Origin of the sequence: Methylobacterium thuringiense (assembly GCF_022179645.1) — a bacterium.
GTDB classification, from domain to species: Bacteria; Pseudomonadota; Alphaproteobacteria; order Rhizobiales; family Beijerinckiaceae; genus Methylobacterium; species Methylobacterium thuringiense.
Map to the genome: position 1 here is coordinate 89,052 of NZ_BPRA01000004.1, position 17,059 is coordinate 106,110.

The 17,059-nt window shown below is 65.7% G+C and carries 20 protein-coding genes; 18 read left to right on the plus strand and 2 right to left on the minus strand.

Annotation, left to right across the window (positions count from 1 at the left end):
* The first annotated feature begins 2 nt into the window (after window positions 1-2).
* The 11 genes from MFF07_RS05315 to MFF07_RS05365 are packed head-to-tail and all read left to right on the plus strand — an operon-like array spanning window position 3 to window position 8,283.
* Window positions 3-260 (plus strand): hypothetical protein, encoded by a 258-nt coding sequence (locus MFF07_RS05315; RefSeq protein ID WP_238230947.1) that lies wholly within the window; start codon window positions 3-5, stop codon window positions 258-260.
* Window positions 261-262: 2 nt separating this feature from the next.
* Window positions 263-1,810 carry a phage portal protein gene (locus MFF07_RS05320; protein ID WP_238230948.1) on the plus strand — a complete coding sequence of 516 codons (1,548 nt, stop codon included), beginning with the start codon at window positions 263-265 and terminating at the stop codon, window positions 1,808-1,810.
* Between the two features lie 33 nt (window positions 1,811-1,843).
* Window positions 1,844-3,103 (plus strand): head maturation protease, ClpP-related, encoded by a 1,260-nt coding sequence (locus tag MFF07_RS05325; protein WP_238230949.1) that lies wholly within the window; start codon window positions 1,844-1,846, stop codon window positions 3,101-3,103.
* 2 nt (window positions 3,104-3,105) lie between these two features.
* Complete coding sequence (locus MFF07_RS05330; protein WP_238230950.1) at window positions 3,106-3,507, plus strand: head decoration protein; 402 nt, start codon at window positions 3,106-3,108, stop codon at window positions 3,505-3,507.
* 3 nt (window positions 3,508-3,510) lie between these two features.
* Window positions 3,511-4,557, plus strand: coding sequence for a major capsid protein (locus MFF07_RS05335; RefSeq protein ID WP_238230952.1), 1,047 nt, complete (start codon window positions 3,511-3,513; stop codon window positions 4,555-4,557).
* 11 nt (window positions 4,558-4,568) lie between these two features.
* On the plus strand, window positions 4,569-4,787 hold the full coding sequence (locus tag MFF07_RS05340; RefSeq protein ID WP_238230954.1) for a hypothetical protein: 219 nt from the start codon (window positions 4,569-4,571) through the stop codon (window positions 4,785-4,787).
* 3 nt (window positions 4,788-4,790) lie between these two features.
* Complete coding sequence (locus tag MFF07_RS05345; protein WP_238230956.1) at window positions 4,791-5,195, plus strand: hypothetical protein; 405 nt, start codon at window positions 4,791-4,793, stop codon at window positions 5,193-5,195.
* Complete coding sequence (locus tag MFF07_RS05350; protein ID WP_238230958.1) at window positions 5,192-5,959, plus strand: hypothetical protein; 768 nt, start codon at window positions 5,192-5,194, stop codon at window positions 5,957-5,959. The genes MFF07_RS05345 and MFF07_RS05350 overlap by 4 nt, the downstream gene beginning before the upstream one ends.
* A 6-nt stretch (window positions 5,960-5,965) precedes the next feature.
* A complete protein-coding gene (locus MFF07_RS05355; RefSeq protein ID WP_238230960.1) occupies window positions 5,966-6,349 on the plus strand; it encodes a DUF2635 domain-containing protein in 384 nt (127 codons plus the stop codon).
* Between the two features lie 3 nt (window positions 6,350-6,352).
* A complete protein-coding gene (locus MFF07_RS05360; protein WP_238230963.1) occupies window positions 6,353-7,846 on the plus strand; it encodes a phage tail sheath subtilisin-like domain-containing protein in 1,494 nt (497 codons plus the stop codon).
* A 53-nt stretch (window positions 7,847-7,899) separates the two neighbouring features.
* Window positions 7,900-8,283, plus strand: coding sequence for a hypothetical protein (locus MFF07_RS05365; RefSeq protein ID WP_238230966.1), 384 nt, complete (start codon window positions 7,900-7,902; stop codon window positions 8,281-8,283).
* A 4-nt stretch (window positions 8,284-8,287) separates the two neighbouring features.
* Here the strand turns inward: MFF07_RS05365 and MFF07_RS05370 are convergent, their stop codons facing one another.
* Both MFF07_RS05370 and MFF07_RS05375 read right to left on the minus strand, forming a co-directional pair.
* Window positions 8,288-8,959 (minus strand): thermonuclease family protein, encoded by a 672-nt coding sequence (locus MFF07_RS05370; protein WP_238230968.1) that lies wholly within the window; start codon window positions 8,957-8,959, stop codon window positions 8,288-8,290.
* Window positions 8,959-9,357 (minus strand): hypothetical protein, encoded by a 399-nt coding sequence (locus MFF07_RS05375; protein ID WP_238230969.1) that lies wholly within the window; start codon window positions 9,355-9,357, stop codon window positions 8,959-8,961. The genes MFF07_RS05370 and MFF07_RS05375 overlap by 1 nt, the downstream gene beginning before the upstream one ends.
* A 41-nt stretch (window positions 9,358-9,398) precedes the next feature.
* Between MFF07_RS05375 and MFF07_RS05380 the strand changes: the two genes are divergently transcribed.
* The 7 genes from MFF07_RS05380 to MFF07_RS05410 all read left to right on the plus strand — a co-directional run bounded on the left by MFF07_RS05380 (window position 9,399) and on the right by MFF07_RS05410 (window position 17,055).
* On the plus strand, window positions 9,399-9,737 hold the full coding sequence (locus MFF07_RS05380) for a hypothetical protein (protein WP_238230971.1): 339 nt from the start codon (window positions 9,399-9,401) through the stop codon (window positions 9,735-9,737).
* Between the two features lie 121 nt (window positions 9,738-9,858).
* The gene (locus MFF07_RS05385) at window positions 9,859-12,585 is read left to right on the plus strand and encodes a phage tail tape measure protein (protein WP_238230973.1); all 2,727 of its coding nucleotides are present in this window, start codon (window positions 9,859-9,861) and stop codon (window positions 12,583-12,585) included.
* 9 nt (window positions 12,586-12,594) lie between these two features.
* On the plus strand, window positions 12,595-13,800 hold the full coding sequence (locus MFF07_RS05390) for a DNA circularization N-terminal domain-containing protein (protein ID WP_283206811.1): 1,206 nt from the start codon (window positions 12,595-12,597) through the stop codon (window positions 13,798-13,800).
* A complete protein-coding gene (locus tag MFF07_RS05395; protein ID WP_238230978.1) occupies window positions 13,800-14,867 on the plus strand; it encodes a phage baseplate assembly protein in 1,068 nt (355 codons plus the stop codon). Before MFF07_RS05390 ends, MFF07_RS05395 begins: the two co-directional genes overlap by 1 nt.
* Entirely contained in the window at window positions 14,867-15,361 is a 495-nt protein-coding gene (locus MFF07_RS05400) for a phage baseplate assembly protein domain-containing protein (protein WP_238230980.1), read from the plus strand. Before MFF07_RS05395 ends, MFF07_RS05400 begins: the two co-directional genes overlap by 1 nt.
* Before the next feature lie 24 nt (window positions 15,362-15,385).
* Window positions 15,386-15,949: a phage GP46 family protein gene (locus tag MFF07_RS05405; protein ID WP_238230983.1), complete on the plus strand. Its 564-nt coding sequence runs from the start codon at window positions 15,386-15,388 to the stop codon at window positions 15,947-15,949.
* Window positions 15,946-17,055, plus strand: a complete 1,110-nt coding sequence (locus tag MFF07_RS05410) for a baseplate J/gp47 family protein (RefSeq protein WP_238230985.1) — start codon at window positions 15,946-15,948, stop codon at window positions 17,053-17,055. Before MFF07_RS05405 ends, MFF07_RS05410 begins: the two co-directional genes overlap by 4 nt.
* Window positions 17,056-17,059: the final 4 nt, after the last annotated feature.

A 17,059-nucleotide genomic window follows, 5' to 3' on the forward strand; every position in this document is an offset into this window, starting at 1 on the left:
GCATGGCCTATCCCGTGAAGACGGCCGCTGAGGTCCGAGCCGACAAGGTCGCCGCGATCGAGAGCATCAACCGGATGCTGGAGCGAGGCACGACCGAGATCCGTGACGCCGGCGGCCACATGGTCAAGCGCGACCTGACTTCGCTCTATCGGCGTCGCGACGAACTGCTGGCCGAGGTCGGATCGTTGGATGACGTTGTCTCGCCCCAGGCAACCGGCCGGATCCGACAGGTCCGCATGATCGGCCTGAAAGGCTACTGAGCGTGGGCCTGTTCTCGCGCCTCTTCGGCGGGGCCTCGCGCTCGGCTGCTACCGCTTATTTCGCCCCGGGCTTCGGCTACGAGGGCTCACGCTTCACGCGCCGTCTCCGCGGCTGGATGCCGGAGCGCGCGTCCATCAACGCGCTGCAGGCGCAGGGCGGCGAAGTTCTGCGGGCGCGCACCCGCCAGTTGGCTCGCGACAATGCGCTGGCCTCTTCGGCCTGCGATACCTGGGTCGGCTCGACCGTCGGCGACGGCATCACGCCCTCGCCGATACTGGAGGACAAGGCGCTAAAGACGGCCATCAAGAATGCGTGGCTGACCTGGACCGATGAGGCCGACACGGACGGCCTGACGGATTTCTACGGGATGCAGGCCCTTGCGGCCCGCGCCGTCTTCGTGGCCGGCGAGTGCTTCATCCGGTTTCGGCCGCGCCGCCCGACGGACGGGCTCAGCGTTCCGCTGCAGCTTCAGCTCATTGAGGCCGAGCAGCTGCCGCTCTGTTATAATGTCGAGCGCTCGGACACCGGCAACGAGATCCGGCACGGCATCGAGTTCGACCGGATCGGCAAGCGCGTCGCCTATCACTTCCTAAAGGTCCGACCAGGCGACGGAGCCTATGCCTACGGGCAGGAAAGCGGCGACCGAGTTCGGGTTCCGGCTTCCGAGGTTCTGCACATCTACCGCCCCTTGGAGGGCGGCCAGATCCGCGGTCAGTCGCAGCTCACACCCGTCATGGTGCGGTTGCATCTGCTGGACTCCTACGACGACGCCGAGATCGACCGGAAGCGCGTCGCTGCGATGTTCGCGGGCTTCATTGAGAAGAACGCAATCGGCGACCCGCTGCCGGTCACGCCAGGGACCACGACCTACGGCGCATTCGGATCGACAGCGTCAGGCGCAGCCGTCGAGCAGCCCCATCTGACGGTCGAGCAGACCATCGCTGATCTGGAGCCCGGCACGCTTCAGGTCCTCAACCCTGGCGAGAAGATCACGTTCTCTGAACCGGCCGACGTCGGCGGGTCTTACGAGGCGTTCCAGTACCGCTCGCAGCTGGCAATCGCGGCAGGCACTGGCGTCCCCTACGCCGCCATGACCGGCGATCCGAGCAAGGGCAACTTCTCGTCTCAGCGCTCAATCGAACTCGAGTTCAAGCGCAGGGTCTCGCAGTTTCAGCATCAGGTGCTGGTGTTCCAGCTATGCCGCGCCGTGTGGGCGCGCTGGATTGCGACCGCCGCCCTGGCTGGATCCATCAAGGGTCTGACGGCCAGCGAGTTCGCCCGCCAGCAGCGCGCGCTCTCCACGGTGAAGTGGCAGACCCCGAAGTGGGACTGGGTCGACCCGCTCAAGGACCGCAAAGCCGACCAGCTCGACATTCTCATGGGCGTCACGTCGCGCACGGACGTCATCGAAGCGCGCGGTGAAGATCCTGAAGAGGTCGACGCGCGCCGCAAGGCCGACCAGGACCGCGCCGACAATCTCGGGCTGAGGCTCGACGGCGGCACCGTTGATGATCCCAACCCCGTCGAGCCGGCCGCGCAGGCGGCCTGAACCCTCGCCCCTTCGAAACAGTCAGGAGCAACCATGGCCGTATTGGTCAGTGGGAGCGAGATCGTGCTCAGCGGCACGGTCGGCAACCTCTATTGGGACGACTGCTTCGACTCGGCCGACGTCATTTTGGCGTTGGCTCAAGTCGGGCGCGACCAGGATGTCGTCATTCGCCTCAACAGCGGCGGCGGCATCGCCACCGAAGGCGCGGCGATCCATGCCGCCCTCTGTGCTCATCGCGGTCGCAAGACTATCATCGTCGAGGGCGTCGCGGCATCGGCCGCGTCCGTAATTGCGATGGCCGGCGACGAGATCGTGATGGCGCTCGGCGCGATCATGATGATCCACGACCCGTCCGGCTTCACCTTTGGCACGGTCGTCGACCACGAGCTTCAGATCCGTGCGCTGACATCGCTCGCGACCGCGATGGCCGGTATCTACGCCGAACGGTCTGGCAAGACGTCCGACGAGGCCCGCGCCGACATGAAGGCCGAGCTCTGGATGTCGCCGGAGGAAGCGGTCGAGGCTGGCTACGCCGATCGCATCCAGGGCCGTGTCGCCGAGAGCGGTGCATCCGGCGGAACCACGGTCGTCGACGCCGAAGCCGGCGATGACATGGACGGCCCCGAGCCGACCGCATTCGATTTCCGCCTCTACCAGCATCCGCCCGAGCGCCTCGTCGCCCTGGCCGATCGGCGCGCGTGGACCAACCGCGCTCGTCCTACCGCGTCGGCTCCAAAGGCCGCGCTTTCGCCCAAACCGAAACACACCGAGGAGGCCCCCGTGGCTGGCTCTGAAACCAAGCCCGCGGGCACGTCCGCGGAACCGCAGGCAAGCCCTGCGAGCAATGTCGTGCAGATCGACGAGGCCCGCGCCGCAGGCCGAGCCGAAGCACTCGCGACCGCGATGCCGAGGGCGCAGGCCTCCGAGATCGCCAAGCTCTGCCACGATGGCGGCCTGCCGGAGATGACGGCCAGCCTTCTCGCCGAGGGCGCGACCGTCGAGCAGGCCAAGGGCCGGATCCAGATGGCCGGCCAGGTCAAGGACATGGTCGCTCTAGCGCGCCGGACCAATCCGGACATCCCGGAAGCCTTCGCCTCGACCATGCTCGCCGAGGGCAAGACCCTCGATCAGGCCCGCGCCACCCTCTTCGACAAGATGGTCGCCCGGGACGAGGAGACCGTCGTCACCTCGCATCAGGCTCCGCAGCGACAGGCTGCGGCCGGCCCCGAGGCCACGAAATCCAACATGCGCGCTCAGCTCGAGCGCAGCGGTCTGCTCAAGAAGGGAGCTTGATCATGGCAAGTGTTCTGCTCAACCCCGTCTACGTGGCGGACTGGCTCAAGTACGAGAGCCCCAGCTACCACTCCCGCGACACCGCCACGATCGCCTCCGGCAGCGGCGTCCTCGTCTCGGGCACCGTGCTCGCTAAGGTCGTGGCGACCGGCAAGTACGTGCCGGCGGCAGCGACCGGTTCCGACGGCTCTCAGACGGCTTCGGCCATCCTGATCATCGGCGCCCTCGACAACCTCACCGTCGACGCGACGAGCGCCGACCAGAAAGCCGTCATCCTGACCCGCCATGCGGACGTCAGCCATGCCGGCATCACCTACGGACCCACCATCAACGATGCGACCAAGCGCGCGGCTGCCAATGGCCAGCTCGCCGCTCTCGGCATCGTCGTGCGCGAAGGAGCGTAACCGATGCCCGAGATCCTCGACATCTTCAACAACCAAGCGTTCAGCGCCGTCTCCCTGACGGACAGCGTCAACATCGTGCCGAACAGCTACGGCCGGCTCAACGAACTCGGCTTGTTCAACAACGAGCCGGTGAGCACCGTGTCGGTGGCCATCGACATCGCCAACGGCGTGCTCAACCTGCTCCCGACCCGCCCCCGCGGCGGCCCGGCGTCGGTCGGCACCCGCGAGCGGCAGAAGCTGAAGAGCTTCGTCGTTCCGCATATCCCGCACGACGACTCCGTCCTCGCGCTCGACGTGCAGAACATGCTCGCCCGCGCCCCGAACATGGGCCTGGAAAGCGTGATTGGCGCGGTCAACCGCAAGCTGATCACGATGCGCCGCAAGCACGCCATCACGCTCGAGAACCTGCGGATGGGCGCCATCAAGGGCCGCATCCTCGACTACGACGGCACGGTGCTGATCGACCTCTTCAACGAGTTCGGCATCACCGAGCAGGTCTTCGACTTCACGCTCGGCACGGCCAACACCGACGTCGGTTCTGTCCTCCGGAACGTGCATGGCTACATGGAGGACAACCTCCTTGGCGACACCATGACCGGTGTCTACGGCCTCGCCTCTCCGTCGTGGTTCGCCAAATACGTGGCTCACGCCAGCGTGAAGGACGCTTTCAAGTTCTTCTCGTCGGTCCAGAACCCGCTGCGCGACGACGTCCGCCGCGGCTTCACGTTCCAGGGCGTGACCATCGAGGAGTACCGCGGCTCGGCGACGTTCATGAACGCCGATGGTAGCACCTCGACGGTGACCCGCTTCGTCCCCGACGGCGACGTGCGCTTCTTCCCGATCGGCACCAGCGAGACCTTCACCAACTGGTGGGCGCCGCCGGACTTCGTCGACGAAGTCAACACCGCCCCTGGGCTCGACGCCCAGGTCTTCGTCGCTCCGCTGGAGCGCATGAAGTTCGGCAAGGGCATGGACATTCACACCGAGTCCAACCCGCTCCCGCTCTGCAAGCGCCCGAACCTTCTGGTTCGCGGCACCACCTCGAACTGACGGAGGCCGACATGCGACTTCGCGAGAAGGGCAGCAAAAAGGACGAGGGCATCGTCCATATGGATTTCGGGCAGGCCCAGGCCGCCCTTCAGTCGGGCGCCTACGAGGTGGTCGAGGAAGCGGGTGAGGCCGGCCCCGAGATCCACGGCGGGTCGTGGGGCGCAGACCCCGCGCCTGTCGAGGCCAAGGAGGTCAAGAAGGCCGACACGGTCAAGGCGGCGGACAAGTAGCCCGTGCCTTCGGCGTTCGTCGACGAATGGGCCGACGCGCAGATCGACGTCTACGGCGAGTTCGGGGAGCCCTTCCTGATCACGCCGGCGACGGTCCACGCCGAGCGCGGCGAGGACGTGAATGCCCCGGCTCAACGTGACCCTCGGCGCATCACCTACCCGGTGACGCTGATCGTTCATGAGCAGGGCAAGGACTACTTCCCCGCAGCACGCGGCACCGCGACCAACGCGGCGCAGAAGATGGTGGGGGCCGAGCTCGTGCTAGTCGCCTTCGACCGCAATCTGCTCTGGCAGCCCAAAGCCGGCGATCGGGCGCAGCGACTCAAGAACGGCCAGTGCTATCGCGTCGTTCGGGTCGAGCCTGACGACGTGGGCTGGATCTGGCTTCCGGTGACGGTCGAGCGATGACCCTCGCACGAACCGCGCTGCGACTGGCGGCCGTCGCCACACTCAGCGGCACCAAGGCCAAGCCCGCAACCATCGCTGAGAACCGGGTCTTCGACAGCCGCATCACCTTCATTGATCCGAAGGACGTCACGGACGCTCAGCCTATCCTGATCGTCCAGACCGACAACGACGAGGGTGATCCGACCGACGGCAAGGACGGTGTTTCGCCAGCCGGCGGCCCGCCCTTCTGGCGCATGACCGATCTCGTCATCGAATGCGCCATGGTGGCTCGAGGCGATGATGGCGACGGTGGCTTCGTCATCGGCTACCCGGTGACGGACGCTCAACTCGAGGCCCAACTCGACTTCCTGGAATGGCAAGTCTGGATGGCGCTGGCCTACGCGCCGAGTACGATCGCCAGAGCCTTCCGCAAGACCGCCAAGCTGATGCGCTACGAGTCGCACCGGCAGGCCACCGATGAAAACGGCGACCGCGCCGCGGTGCGGGTGCTGACCTTCAAGTGCAAGATCCACGATTTCTGCCCGATGCCCCAGGCTGGCGCGACAGGGTTCGATCGCCTGCCCAAGCCGCTCTCGGACGTCGCAAAGGCGCTTGATCCCGAGTCCTATGCCGGAGCCGCCGTCGCGGCGCTCGCAGATGCGATGTCTGAACCTGACCCGATGCCCGCTCTCCAGCGCATCGGCATGGGCTTCGACTTCTCGGCCGACGGACTGCCGGACGGCGTTCCCGACTTGGCCGCCGACCTTCCGCTCTCTTCAGGATAGACCGCCATGCAGATGGGTTTCGTGAAGCCGCACCGCATCGACGGCAAGCCGGCTCTCGTTCGCATGCCCGAGCGCGCCTTTGCTCCGCTCCCCGCGACCGGCGCCAGCGTCCCGATGGACGAGTACTGGGCGCGCCGGATCCGCGACAAGGACGTGTTCGAGGCCGACGACCCCTCCGCGGAAACGGCGGCCGACGAGCCCGAAGCCGAGCCGGCTGCGAAGAAGGCTAGGCGTGCGTCGCGCCAGGCCAAGGCCAAGGAGCCCGCCCCCAAGGTCCCCGCGAATGCGGAGCACCTCTCGGCTCCCGCGCCTGAGGCGCCCCAGTCCGACAATTCCATCAAACCCGACCCGGCTCCCGAGGCCGACCCCTCCGTCTCCAAGGAGCCCTAAGCCATGGCCGCTGGCGTTTCGTTCAATGCAATTCCGGGCAACCTGCTCGTCCCGTTCGCCTACTTCGAGGTGAACTCTGGCGGGTCGCCCTATCAGGGCCAGTCCCGACTTCTGCTGGTCGGGCAGAAGCTTTCGTCTGGCGCGGCCCCGGCCGGTGTCCCGTACGGCCCGATCCAGAGCGAGCGCGAACTCATCGGTCTCGCCGGCTTCGGGTCTATGCTCGTCGATATGTATCGCGGCGCCCGCGCCAATGCGCCGTTCCAGCCGATCTGGATCCTGCCGCTTGCCGAGCCGGCCGGCTCGCAGGCCGTCGGCTCCATCACCATTACCTCTGCGCCAGCCGTCACCTCCGTGGCCGTCGTGCGTGTCTGCGGTGTTCGCGTCACCGTTCAGGTGCTTTCCAGCGATACGGCGGCGCAAGTCGCAACGAGCCTGATCACCGCCATCAACGCGGCCGGCGTCGCACTCACCGCTGCTGTCGACGGCACCAACACCGCCAAGATCAACCTCACGGCCCGGCACTTCGGCACGACCTCGAACGGCCTCGACGTCTCGCTGCCGTTCAAGGAAGTGAATGCCCTGCTCGGCAAGGCCACGGTCGTAGCGCTGACCGGCGGTGCCGGCGCTCCCTCCCTCACGCTGCCGCTCGCGAACCTCGGCGACGATGAGTTCGACTGGATCGCCCACCCGTACACGGACACGCCCTCTCTCGACGCGATCCGGCTGTTCCTGAACGACATCTCGGGCCGCTGGTCGCCGGCGAAGATGCTGTTCGGCCACGCCATCGCGGCGGTCTACGGCACGCTATCGGCGGTCGTGACCCTGGGCAATTCCCGCAACGATCGGCATGTCTCAATCCTCGGCTCGCAGTCTGCTCCGTTTCCGGTCTGGACGCGCGCCGGCATGCTCGGCGGGATCGCGGCAGCGCACCTCACCGATGCTCCGGAGCTGTCCCGCCCGCTTCAGACGCTCGAAATGGTCGGCGACCTTCCGCCCGATGATCGCTCGCTGTGGTGGTCCCAGCCCGATCGACAGGCGCTCTACATCGACGGCATCTCGGCGTCCCGCGTGACCGGCGACGGCCGCGTGATCGTCGACCGCGTCGTCACCACGGAGCAGGTCGACGTCAACGGCGTGCCGGACTCGACCTTCCGGGACATCGAAACCCTGGCGCAGATGATGTTCGCAGTGCGCTTCTTCCGCGCCGCGGTCTCAGCCAACCACAGCCGCCAGGCGCTGGCCGACGACAATCCCGGCAACCTCCAGTCCATCACGACCCCGAACGCGGTGAAGCTCACGCTGATCCACGCTTATCAGGCGCTCGTCGGCCTCGGCGTGCTCGAGAAGCCGGACCTGTTCGCACAGTTCGTCATCGTCGAGCGCGACCCCAACGACGCGACCCGGCTCAACGCCTACCTCCCGGTCGACGTGGTCAACCAGCTTCGCGTCTTCGCTGCGAACCTGACCACGTACCTCCAGTACCAGCAGGCGGCCTAAGGCTGCTTTCCGCCCACCCTTAACGAAACCGCGCTGAGCGGCGGAGACGACCCATGAGTGCCGATTGCTGCAATTCCTTCGGAGGCCGCATCACGATCACCCTCGGTAACGAGAAGCTGATCGCCCGCGGCGAGATTTCCCTCGACATCGTCGACTCGGAAGTCACGGCCGCGTCCAACCAGGACAAGTCGACCTATTACACCTCCGCGAACATGCCGGTGGGCGGCGACGCGTCCTTCACCGAGACGTGCTCGGGCTCGTGGGCAGATCGGATGCGGAGCTGCGTCGTCAACATCACGATCGACGAGGAAGACCACGGCCGACAGCACCTCTACACTGGCACCCGCCTGGTCGGCCGCCCGAAGTACAACACCTCGACCGGCGAGATCTCCGGCGTGACCTGGGCCGGCGGCACCTACAAGAGGGTATCTAGCTAAGGCGCTAGCCGCGCGGCGGCCGCCACCCGGCGGCTTTCGCCTCGCCCTCTGAGCAGAACATGCGCTCGCCTGACGTCTCCGTAATGGTGGTCTTCTCGTAGCTGCGCGTTCCTGGCAGGTGATAGATCCGCTCGCCGCCGCGGCTGATGTTGCCTTTGATATCGCAGGCACCGGCCGTGTGGACCGGCGGCTTCACGGTCTGGCCCTCGGGTCCGATCCGCTCGCCCTTGCGCCAGTCCCATGGCGGGGTGAAGGCGCCCTGCCAGATCCCGCGCTTCGCGGCTTTGGCTTCGCCTTCCTGTCCGACGTAGGCGATGGAGTATTTCCGGTAGGCCATTCCGAACCCCTGCTCGACGAGCCAACCATTCAGGTCCAGGGCACCGAGTGAGCAAACTGCAACCGTCCGGCCGTAGCGGTCGGTCGTGATGGGATCGCACGAAACGTTGCCGGCGCCGATCTTGTCGGCGAGGGCCAGCGAAGCCTTCTGACCGCAGCGATAGTCCTTCCCGTTGCCGTCCTGACAAAGCTGAGCGCTTTCAGGCGTGTCGACGCCCTGCAGGCGAAAGCGTTGGCCTCGGATCTCGATGGTGTCCCCGTCAATGACCGATGCCCGACCGACGACGGGATCGGCAAGAGCCGGAGTCGCGAGGAAGATTAGGGCGATGGCGAGGCGCATCAGTTGCCGCCCGCCGACGGAAAGTTCGTCCCGCCGCGTTCGCACATTTCTAAGCCCGGCCCGATCCAAGAGGCCGCCTTGTTATCGCTCTCTGCGATCTCTTTGATATTGCCTGCCCGGAAGCCCTTAATTGCATTGGAAGTTTTAGCCACGCCATTCAGTGGATACGATGCGCCCTTCGCGACTGCATAGACTGCGTTTTGGCCCAGGAAAGAATTTGGGATGCATGCGATCCCAACCATTTCGACCTTGAATGGCCATCCGCACCGGGACTCGTCTCGCCTCACCAGCAAAAAGTTGTCCTGATTGACGAGGCCGCCGCAGCTTGGGGCCGCGAATGCCTGCCCTGACGCGATCATCGCGACCGTCGCCGCCCGAATAGCTTGAAGCATTTCCACCGCACTCCTGTCCTCTCCGTGATTTGGCGCTGAAAGCAACGATGTCAAAGAACGTCACCATCGAACTGGAAGAGCCGATCGAGGGCCACGGCCCTCCGATCACCAAGCTCGTCTATCGCTCACCCGTGTGGCGGGACGTGATGGCTGTCGGTGACGCCTATACCGTCCACACGTCGAAGGACGGCGAGCGCTTCCTCGTCGAGAACCATGAGGCGATCGAGCATTACGCTGAGGTCTGCCTGGTCGAGCCGAAGGAATACAGCCTCGTCCAATCGCAGGTCGGGCTCGCCGACGCGCAGAAAGTGCGCGAAGCGATCATGGGTTTTTTCCTCCGCGCCGCGCAGGCGACCGCGGCCTCGAAGACGTCGCCGAAGACCTAGTGTTCTCGTGCCGGTTCGGCCCTGACGCCATCGGCAGCCTGACCATCTACGAGATGCTGTGGTGGCATGCCCGCGCCGTCGCGCGCTCAAAGCGCAAGTAGCGTAGGAGCCGGGCTGCCCTATGGCGAGGATCATCGAAGCCAAGGCCATTATCTCGGCCGAGGACCGCCTTTCCAAGGTCCTCGACGGGATCGGCAAGAAGTTCAGGGATTTCGGAAAAGGCGTCAAGGTTGGCGCCAATCTGGACGGTCTCAACAAATCTCTCGACGGCACGAAGCGTCAGCTAGAGGCCCTCGGCCGGATCAACGCCGCCCAATCCCGCCTCACCGGTTCAAAGATGGGGCTCTTCGGGGTCCGCGAGCAGGCAGAGAGACTGACAGCAGCGCTGGCAGCGGCCAAGAAGGCCGGTGACGCCGGGGCGGTGTCGTCGCTCACGGCACAGAGCCGAACCGCTCAGCGGGCCGTAGCGCAAGCCGCAGGGGCCATCGAGCGGCAGGCCGCAGCGGTTCGCGATGCCAAGCGCGCCTTCGCCGATTTTGGCGTGCCGGTCACGAACCTCGTCGCGCACGAGAATGCTCTGCGGTCGTCGGTCGAGAAGACCACGACGGCGCTGCGGAGGCAGGCGGTGGAAGAGCGCCGCCGACAGGAGATGACCGAGAAGTCCGCCGTTCGGTCGCAAGCGCGACGTGACGCCCTGACCGGTGTCGGTGCGACGGCCGGCGTCCTCGCGGCTCACAAGGGCAAGCAGATCGGCCTGGAGGCCGTGAACTCGGCCGCCGATTTCGATTACGCCGTACGCTACCAGCACATCGTCTCGGATGTGAGCGAGGCGGATCAGCAGAAGCTTCTCATTCCGCAGGCTAAGCGGATCGGCCAGGAGACCAAATTTTCGAACCTCGACGTCGTGAAGGCTCAGACCGCCACGATGCAGAGCCTCCCGTTCCAGGACCCTCGGATGAAGGCCGAGGTTGGCGCATCCATCGTTGATCAGGCGCGCAACTACGCCGTCATCATGGAAGCCGACATGAAGGAGTCGGCGGAGGGTATCCGGTCGTTCCTGCAGGCTACGAACAAGGACATCTCGACGAAGGAGAAAGCGGTCGCCGAGGCGACCCGCGCGACGAACCTCATCGTCAAGATGTCCAAGCTCGGGGGCATGAATAACGAGGATGCCCAGCAGTTCATCAAATATGGGTTCCCCACCGGCACGCAGACTGGGTTGTCGGATACGACGCTCGGTGCCCTCGGCTCGGTCGGCCGGCGCAGCGGCCTGCGCGGCGATGAGATTGGAACGTTCGCCCGGGCCGCCGCATCGAAGCTGGTGTCCCCGACGCAGAAGGGCATGGATGCCCTCGCTGTCGCCGGCGTCGACTACAACAAATTCTCCACGATGCCCGGCGGTCTCAGTGCCGACAATCTGGAGGGGCTGAGCAAGCGCCGGTTCGGGAAGGGGTTCACCGAGGATCAGCGCGGACGATTGCGGGATCTGCTCGAGAATGGCGATGTCGTCTCGAACCGAGATGAGTTCACCAAGCAGGTTTCTGAGATCGTCGAAGAGGGCTTCGGCAAGACCAAGTCCGGCAAAACGCGAGCGCAGGACTCGCAGAAGATAGCCAAAATGGTCGGCGATTTCCACAAGCTGTCGGCCGAGAGCGTCGACACAGAGGGGCTGCTCCGCGAGATCCTGACCAACCCAAAGATGACGGCAGCGCTCCGCAACGCCTTCTTCACGGACAAGCACGGCGGCAAAGCCGGCATCCTGTCTCAGCACATGGATCAGTTCGGCCAAGATAAAGCGGCCTTGGACGCCGTGACGAACGAGCCGAGCTTCTCGGGCGACAAAGCTAAGTACATGACGGAGGGGCTGGGCGGCGCGATCGATAACCTCAAAGGCTCGTTCGAAACGCTCGTCCTCAACATTGGAAATGCCAACGCCGGCCTCGTGAAGTTTGCCGCAGATGGCATCTCGTCGGTAGCCGACGCGTTCTCCAACCTGTCTTCGACGTCGCAGCAGATCTTGAGCTTGATGGGCGGCACGGCCGCAGCGGGCGGTGGCATCTACGGCGCCATGAAGTTCATGGGCGCGATCTTCGGCGCTGGCGGCGGAGCGGCGGCTCTCGGCACCTCTGCCGTCGCTCTCGACGGCTCGGCCGCAGCGCTGACGGCGGCGGCCTTGAAGCTGGGCGGCGGCAGCCTCCCCGACGTCGCCGGCAAGATGAGCGATGCCGCCAAAACAACGGGCGGTGCCGCGGCCGGCGCAACAGCGGGCGGCGTTGCAGGCCCGGCCATCCTCGCTGGCGGTATCTTGGCCGGCGCCCTGGCCGATCAGGCCAGCACGCAGGCATTCGGCACCATCGCGGATTCGGCCCGCGCGCTTGCTGATCTGGCAAAGAAGAGCAGGGCGTCGGATTTTGCAGCCGGCGCTCTCGGCTATCAGAACCCGGGCGGCCGAGCCCTGCAGATGCCAGACGGCGCATCGTCCGGCGCCGGATATCCGACGAGGTACGAGGCGCCACGCGGTGCGATCAGCCGCTTCTTGAATGGGCCGGACATGCGGACGCAGACGCTTCCCGGCTTTGGGAGTGGCGACAAGCGGATGCCTTCGCTCGACAGCATCAAGGCGACGATCGACACGCCCATTCCCGTCAACGTCACTGGCGAAGTCACCGGCACCGGCACACTGACCGCGACCGTCACAGTGACCGAGTCGCCGAACTTCACGGCCCGCATGAATGGGATCGACGCGAAGCTGACCAGCCTGTCTGGCAAGCTCTCGCAGGTCGGCACGAATGGCCCCGGCTCTACGGGCAAAAGTAGCCCAGATGCCGGCAAGGGCGGGCGGGACTGAGGATCGGGCATGGCAGGTAGTTGCGATCCGAGCCTAGCGCTGTGGCCGGCCTCATTCCGAGGCGTGCCGTTCTACGTCATGAACGACGAGGAAGGCGGTGGGCGTCGGCTCGTCATCCACGAGTTCCCTGGTCGCGACGATCCCTTCGTTGAGGATCTGGGCGCCAAAGCGCGCAAGTATGAGGTCACCGCCTACCTTGCCTCTATGTCGGCGGCAGGCGAGGCGGCGGCGCTCACGGCGATCTGCACGCGCCGCGGCGCTGGCCTTCTCGTCCTGCCGACCCACGGCCCCATTCTGGTCCGGGCCGAGGATTTCAAGCGAAGCCGCGAGCGGGATAAGCTGGGATACATCGCCTACACACTCTCGTGCGTGCAGGAAGGATTTGCGACCGCGCTGGCTTCGGCGGCGAGCCTCGCCAACCTGATCTTCGTAGCAGCCGACGTGGTTCAGTCCGTCATCGGCTCGGCTTTTGCGGCATCGCTAATTTTCGACGCTCCCGAGTACGTGGTCACCTCTGCCGTCGCGGGTTTCGAGACAGCTGTAGCGACGCTGGACGTCGTGCGAACCGACAACCCGATCGACCCTGCGGTCTCGCTCGACCAGCGCGTGGCTTTGGCCGACACCGCAAATGCGGCCTCGTCCCTGATTGAGGACACCCCTGCCGCGGCTGGCGAGAGCGTTGTGATCTCGGCAAGAGCACTGGGAGACGGGCTTGATGCCGCCGTGGCGGCCCCAGTATTTCTGGCCGTGGTCGAAGCGGCCGCATCCTCCGAGCTTCCGGCCACTGCTTCACTGAACCGGCGCCGAGCCGCGGCAAATGCGAACGCCACGTCTCGGCTGCTTCGAGTGGCCGCGCTCACCGCCTACGCCGAAGCCATGGCACGCCGCACCTTCTCGTCCCGGCCTGAAGGCGTCACAGCCCGAGCTGACACGGCGGAGTACTTCGACGCGGAGCTCGAGGCCTGCAACGGCGGCAGCGATGCGGACCTGTTCGATGCGCTGGAGGGGCTGCGCAACAGCGTCATCGGCTACCTGTCGAGTGTGATCACGACCCTCGCCCCGGTCGTGACGGTCGAGACGCGGATCCGACTGCCGGCGGTCGTGATGGCGTATCGCCTGTATGAAGATCCGACGCGGGCCGGCGAGCTCGTGGACAGGAACGCCGTGCGGGTTCCGAGCCGTCTACCCCTCGTGTTCGAGGCTTTGGCTGCCTGATGTCGGACGAATTCGTGACGGTCTCGGTTGGCGGGACGAATTACTCGGCCTTCGAATCCATGTCCGTCACGGCCGCCTTCGACCAGGCGGCCCGATCGTTCGACCTCACCATCGCGGCCGAGTTTGGAAAAGCCGGCACCGCTGCGGTCTTCAAGGCTGGCGCGGCCCTTGAGATCCGAACCAACGGCGATTTGCTGCTCAAGGGCTATGTCGACCACTTCAAGCCGTCGCTCGGACCCGACACGTACACGATCGGCGTGTCCGGCCGCTCGAAATCACAGGACGCCATCGACTCCAGCGCCAAACACAAGACCGGCCGGATCGAGAAGAAGGACCCGGTAAAGATCGCCAAGGAGGTCTCTCAGGGGATCAACGTCGATATCACCACCGACCAGCAGCTTGAGAAGGTCGAGGCCTATCAGGTGACCCCGGGTGAGACCGTATTTCGCTGCCTCGAGAAGATGGCGCGGGCGCAGGGCTGCACGGTCACTGGCACCGCCGACGGCGGCATGAAGGTCACGAAGGCGGGGCAGAAGCGTCACGCCGGCGGGTTGTTTGAGGGCCGCAACATCAAGGTCGGCGATGCCGATCACGACTGGTCGAACCGGCACAGCGAGTACACCGTGAAGGGCCAGCGCGCGGCTGGGCACGGGAAGAGCGCGCTGGAGCTTGAGGCCATCGCCAAGGACAGCGGCGTCAATCGCTTCCGCCCCATTATCGTGATTCAGCGCGACGACACCGACGACAAGAAGATCAAGAAGCGGGCGGAGACCCGGCGCGACAAGGCTGCCGGCAACGCGCTCACCGCTTCGATCACCACGCAGGGGTTTCGCGACGAGGGCGGCATGCTTTGGGAGCCAGGCCATCTGGTCTGGGTCGAGAGCGCCTCGCTCAGCATCGCGCAGGACATGATCATCAAATCGGTGTCCTACAGCCAGAGCGGCGGCTCCGGGTCGTTGGCCCGGCTCGACCTCTGCGATCCGCGCGCCTTCGGCGGCAAGGGCGGCAAGGGCAACAAGTCGGGCTCGGATTGGAGCCAGGGTAGCGACGCAGCGAGCGACGGCTAATGTCCTTTTTCGATCAGGACGACGCGGTCGCCACCATGGTCCGGCGAGCTTCTGTCAAGAAGGTCGAGGACGACGGCACCCAGCAGATCGTCACCGCGACCGGCCTGAAGGGCGAAGAGTTCAAGATCTACCGCCAGCAGGGGCACGGCCTCTCCACCGTCCCTCCGGTCGGATCGGAGGGCTACGTCACGGCGCTCGGCGGTCGCTCGGACCGGATGCAGTTCCATCAGGGCGAGCACAAGGACCACCGGCCCCGTAAGATGAAGGGCGGGGACACCGTCCTCTACGATGCCCACGGCAACGCGATCTCGCTCGTCGAGAAGAACATCCGGCACGTCTCGAGCGGGACGATCACCTTCACCGCCCCCAAGATCATTCTGAACGGCGAGGTCCACCTCGGCGGGGAGGGCGGCGAGCTCGTCCACCGTAAGGGCGACAAGGACAGCGACGGCGACACCGCCGAGGGCGCCGCGTCCAAGGTCTATGCGGTCTGACTGCCGAGCGGAGAATGACTGTGCATGATCGACATTCGCATCCGCGAGGCTGAGGGCTGCTCCGGCAACCCCTACCTCGTTCCCGATACGGTTTGGCTGACCGACCCGAGTTTTACGACCGGGACCGAGCAGGGCGGCGACTGGGCGCTCGCGGGTCCGGATGAAACGGACAATCGAGGCGGCCTCCAAGCGAAGGCTGGGATCGTCTCGGCCGTCATCTTGGCGCTCTTCACCGATCGGCGCTGCCCGGAAGACCACCCGCTCCGCTATCTCGCCGACAGCGACCCGAGAGGCTGGTGGGGCGATGCAATTGATGTCGATGCATCCGCTGCGGAGGCCGACCTCGGCTCGCTGCTCTGGCTCTTTGAGCGCGCGCCGGCGACCGAAGACATCCGCCGATGGGTCGAGACCATCGCCTTTGACGCACTCTCTCCGCTGACACAGCAGCAGGCGGTCGCGAAGGTCGTGACCGCGGCTACGCTGAACGAAGCCCAGGGCCGGATCGAGCTTCTGGTCGACCTCTACGGCAAGGACGGGGCGACCATGTATTCGCAGCGCTTCGCTAATCTCTGGGGCCAGCTGGCGTGACGTTCACGATCCCGTCGCTCCTCGACACGGTTCGCCGGACCCGACTTGGCTTCCGCTCTGAGCTCAAGGGGTCGGATGCCTCAATCTGGCCGAACAATCTCTACGTCACCGCGAAGGTCGTCGGCGGCGCGGTCTCGAGCCTGTTCAAGAGGCTCGACATCGTCAGGGCCGACATCCACGCACACACGGCCGGGCTGGATGGCGTCCTTCAGCATGCGATTGAGTTCGGGTTGGCGCAGAAGCCAGCGGCGCCAGCTGCGGGAACGATCACCATCGTGACCTCTGGACCCTCGACCATCGCCAAGGGGGCGACGTTTGTCCGCTCGGACGGTGCACTGTTTCTGGCCGCCATTGCCTACACGACAATCGGCACCGAAACCTTCAGCATCCCGGTGAGCGCTGCGGTGGCCGGCCTTGCTGGCAACACCGCCGCAGACGCCGATCTAGACCCGGGCGACAACACCTCCGGCGCGATCGAGAGCGCTGTCGTCGTGTCTCCAGGCCTGACTGGCGGCGCGGATCCAGAAGACATCGACACGTCGCTGCGGGCGCGCGTCCTGTTCCGCAAGCGAAACCCGATCCACGGCGGCGCGCCTGCCGATTACGTCACGTGGGCCTCCGAGGTTCCAGGCGTCACCCGGGTCTTCGTCGCGCGCCGACCGGCCGGCCGGGGCACGGTCGCGGTCTACCCAATGATGGACGATGACCGGCCGAATGGAATCCCGCTCGATGCCGACATCGCCCGTATCGCCGATCATGTCGCGCTCTACGCGCCCTCGGACGCTGAGGTCTTCGTGCTCGCGGCTACGCCTTTTCCGATCAATGTCGCCGCGCAGGACATCTTGCCGGCGACAGGGGCGGTGAAGGCGGCGGCGCAGCAAGAAATTGCCGACATGATCGCGCGCCGCGGTCGCGTGTCGGGGACAGACGAGGGACACCCGTCGCTGCCTTTCCTGACGACGCCCCTGACCATGTCGGCATCGTGGTTTGATCAGGCGATTTCGGAGGCGGAGGGCGAGGAGCGTCACATCATGCTCGCGCCGCTGTCCGATGTCGTCGTGCCGAACGGCTGCATCCCCGTGCTCGGCACCGTGACCTTCGCCTGAGGCG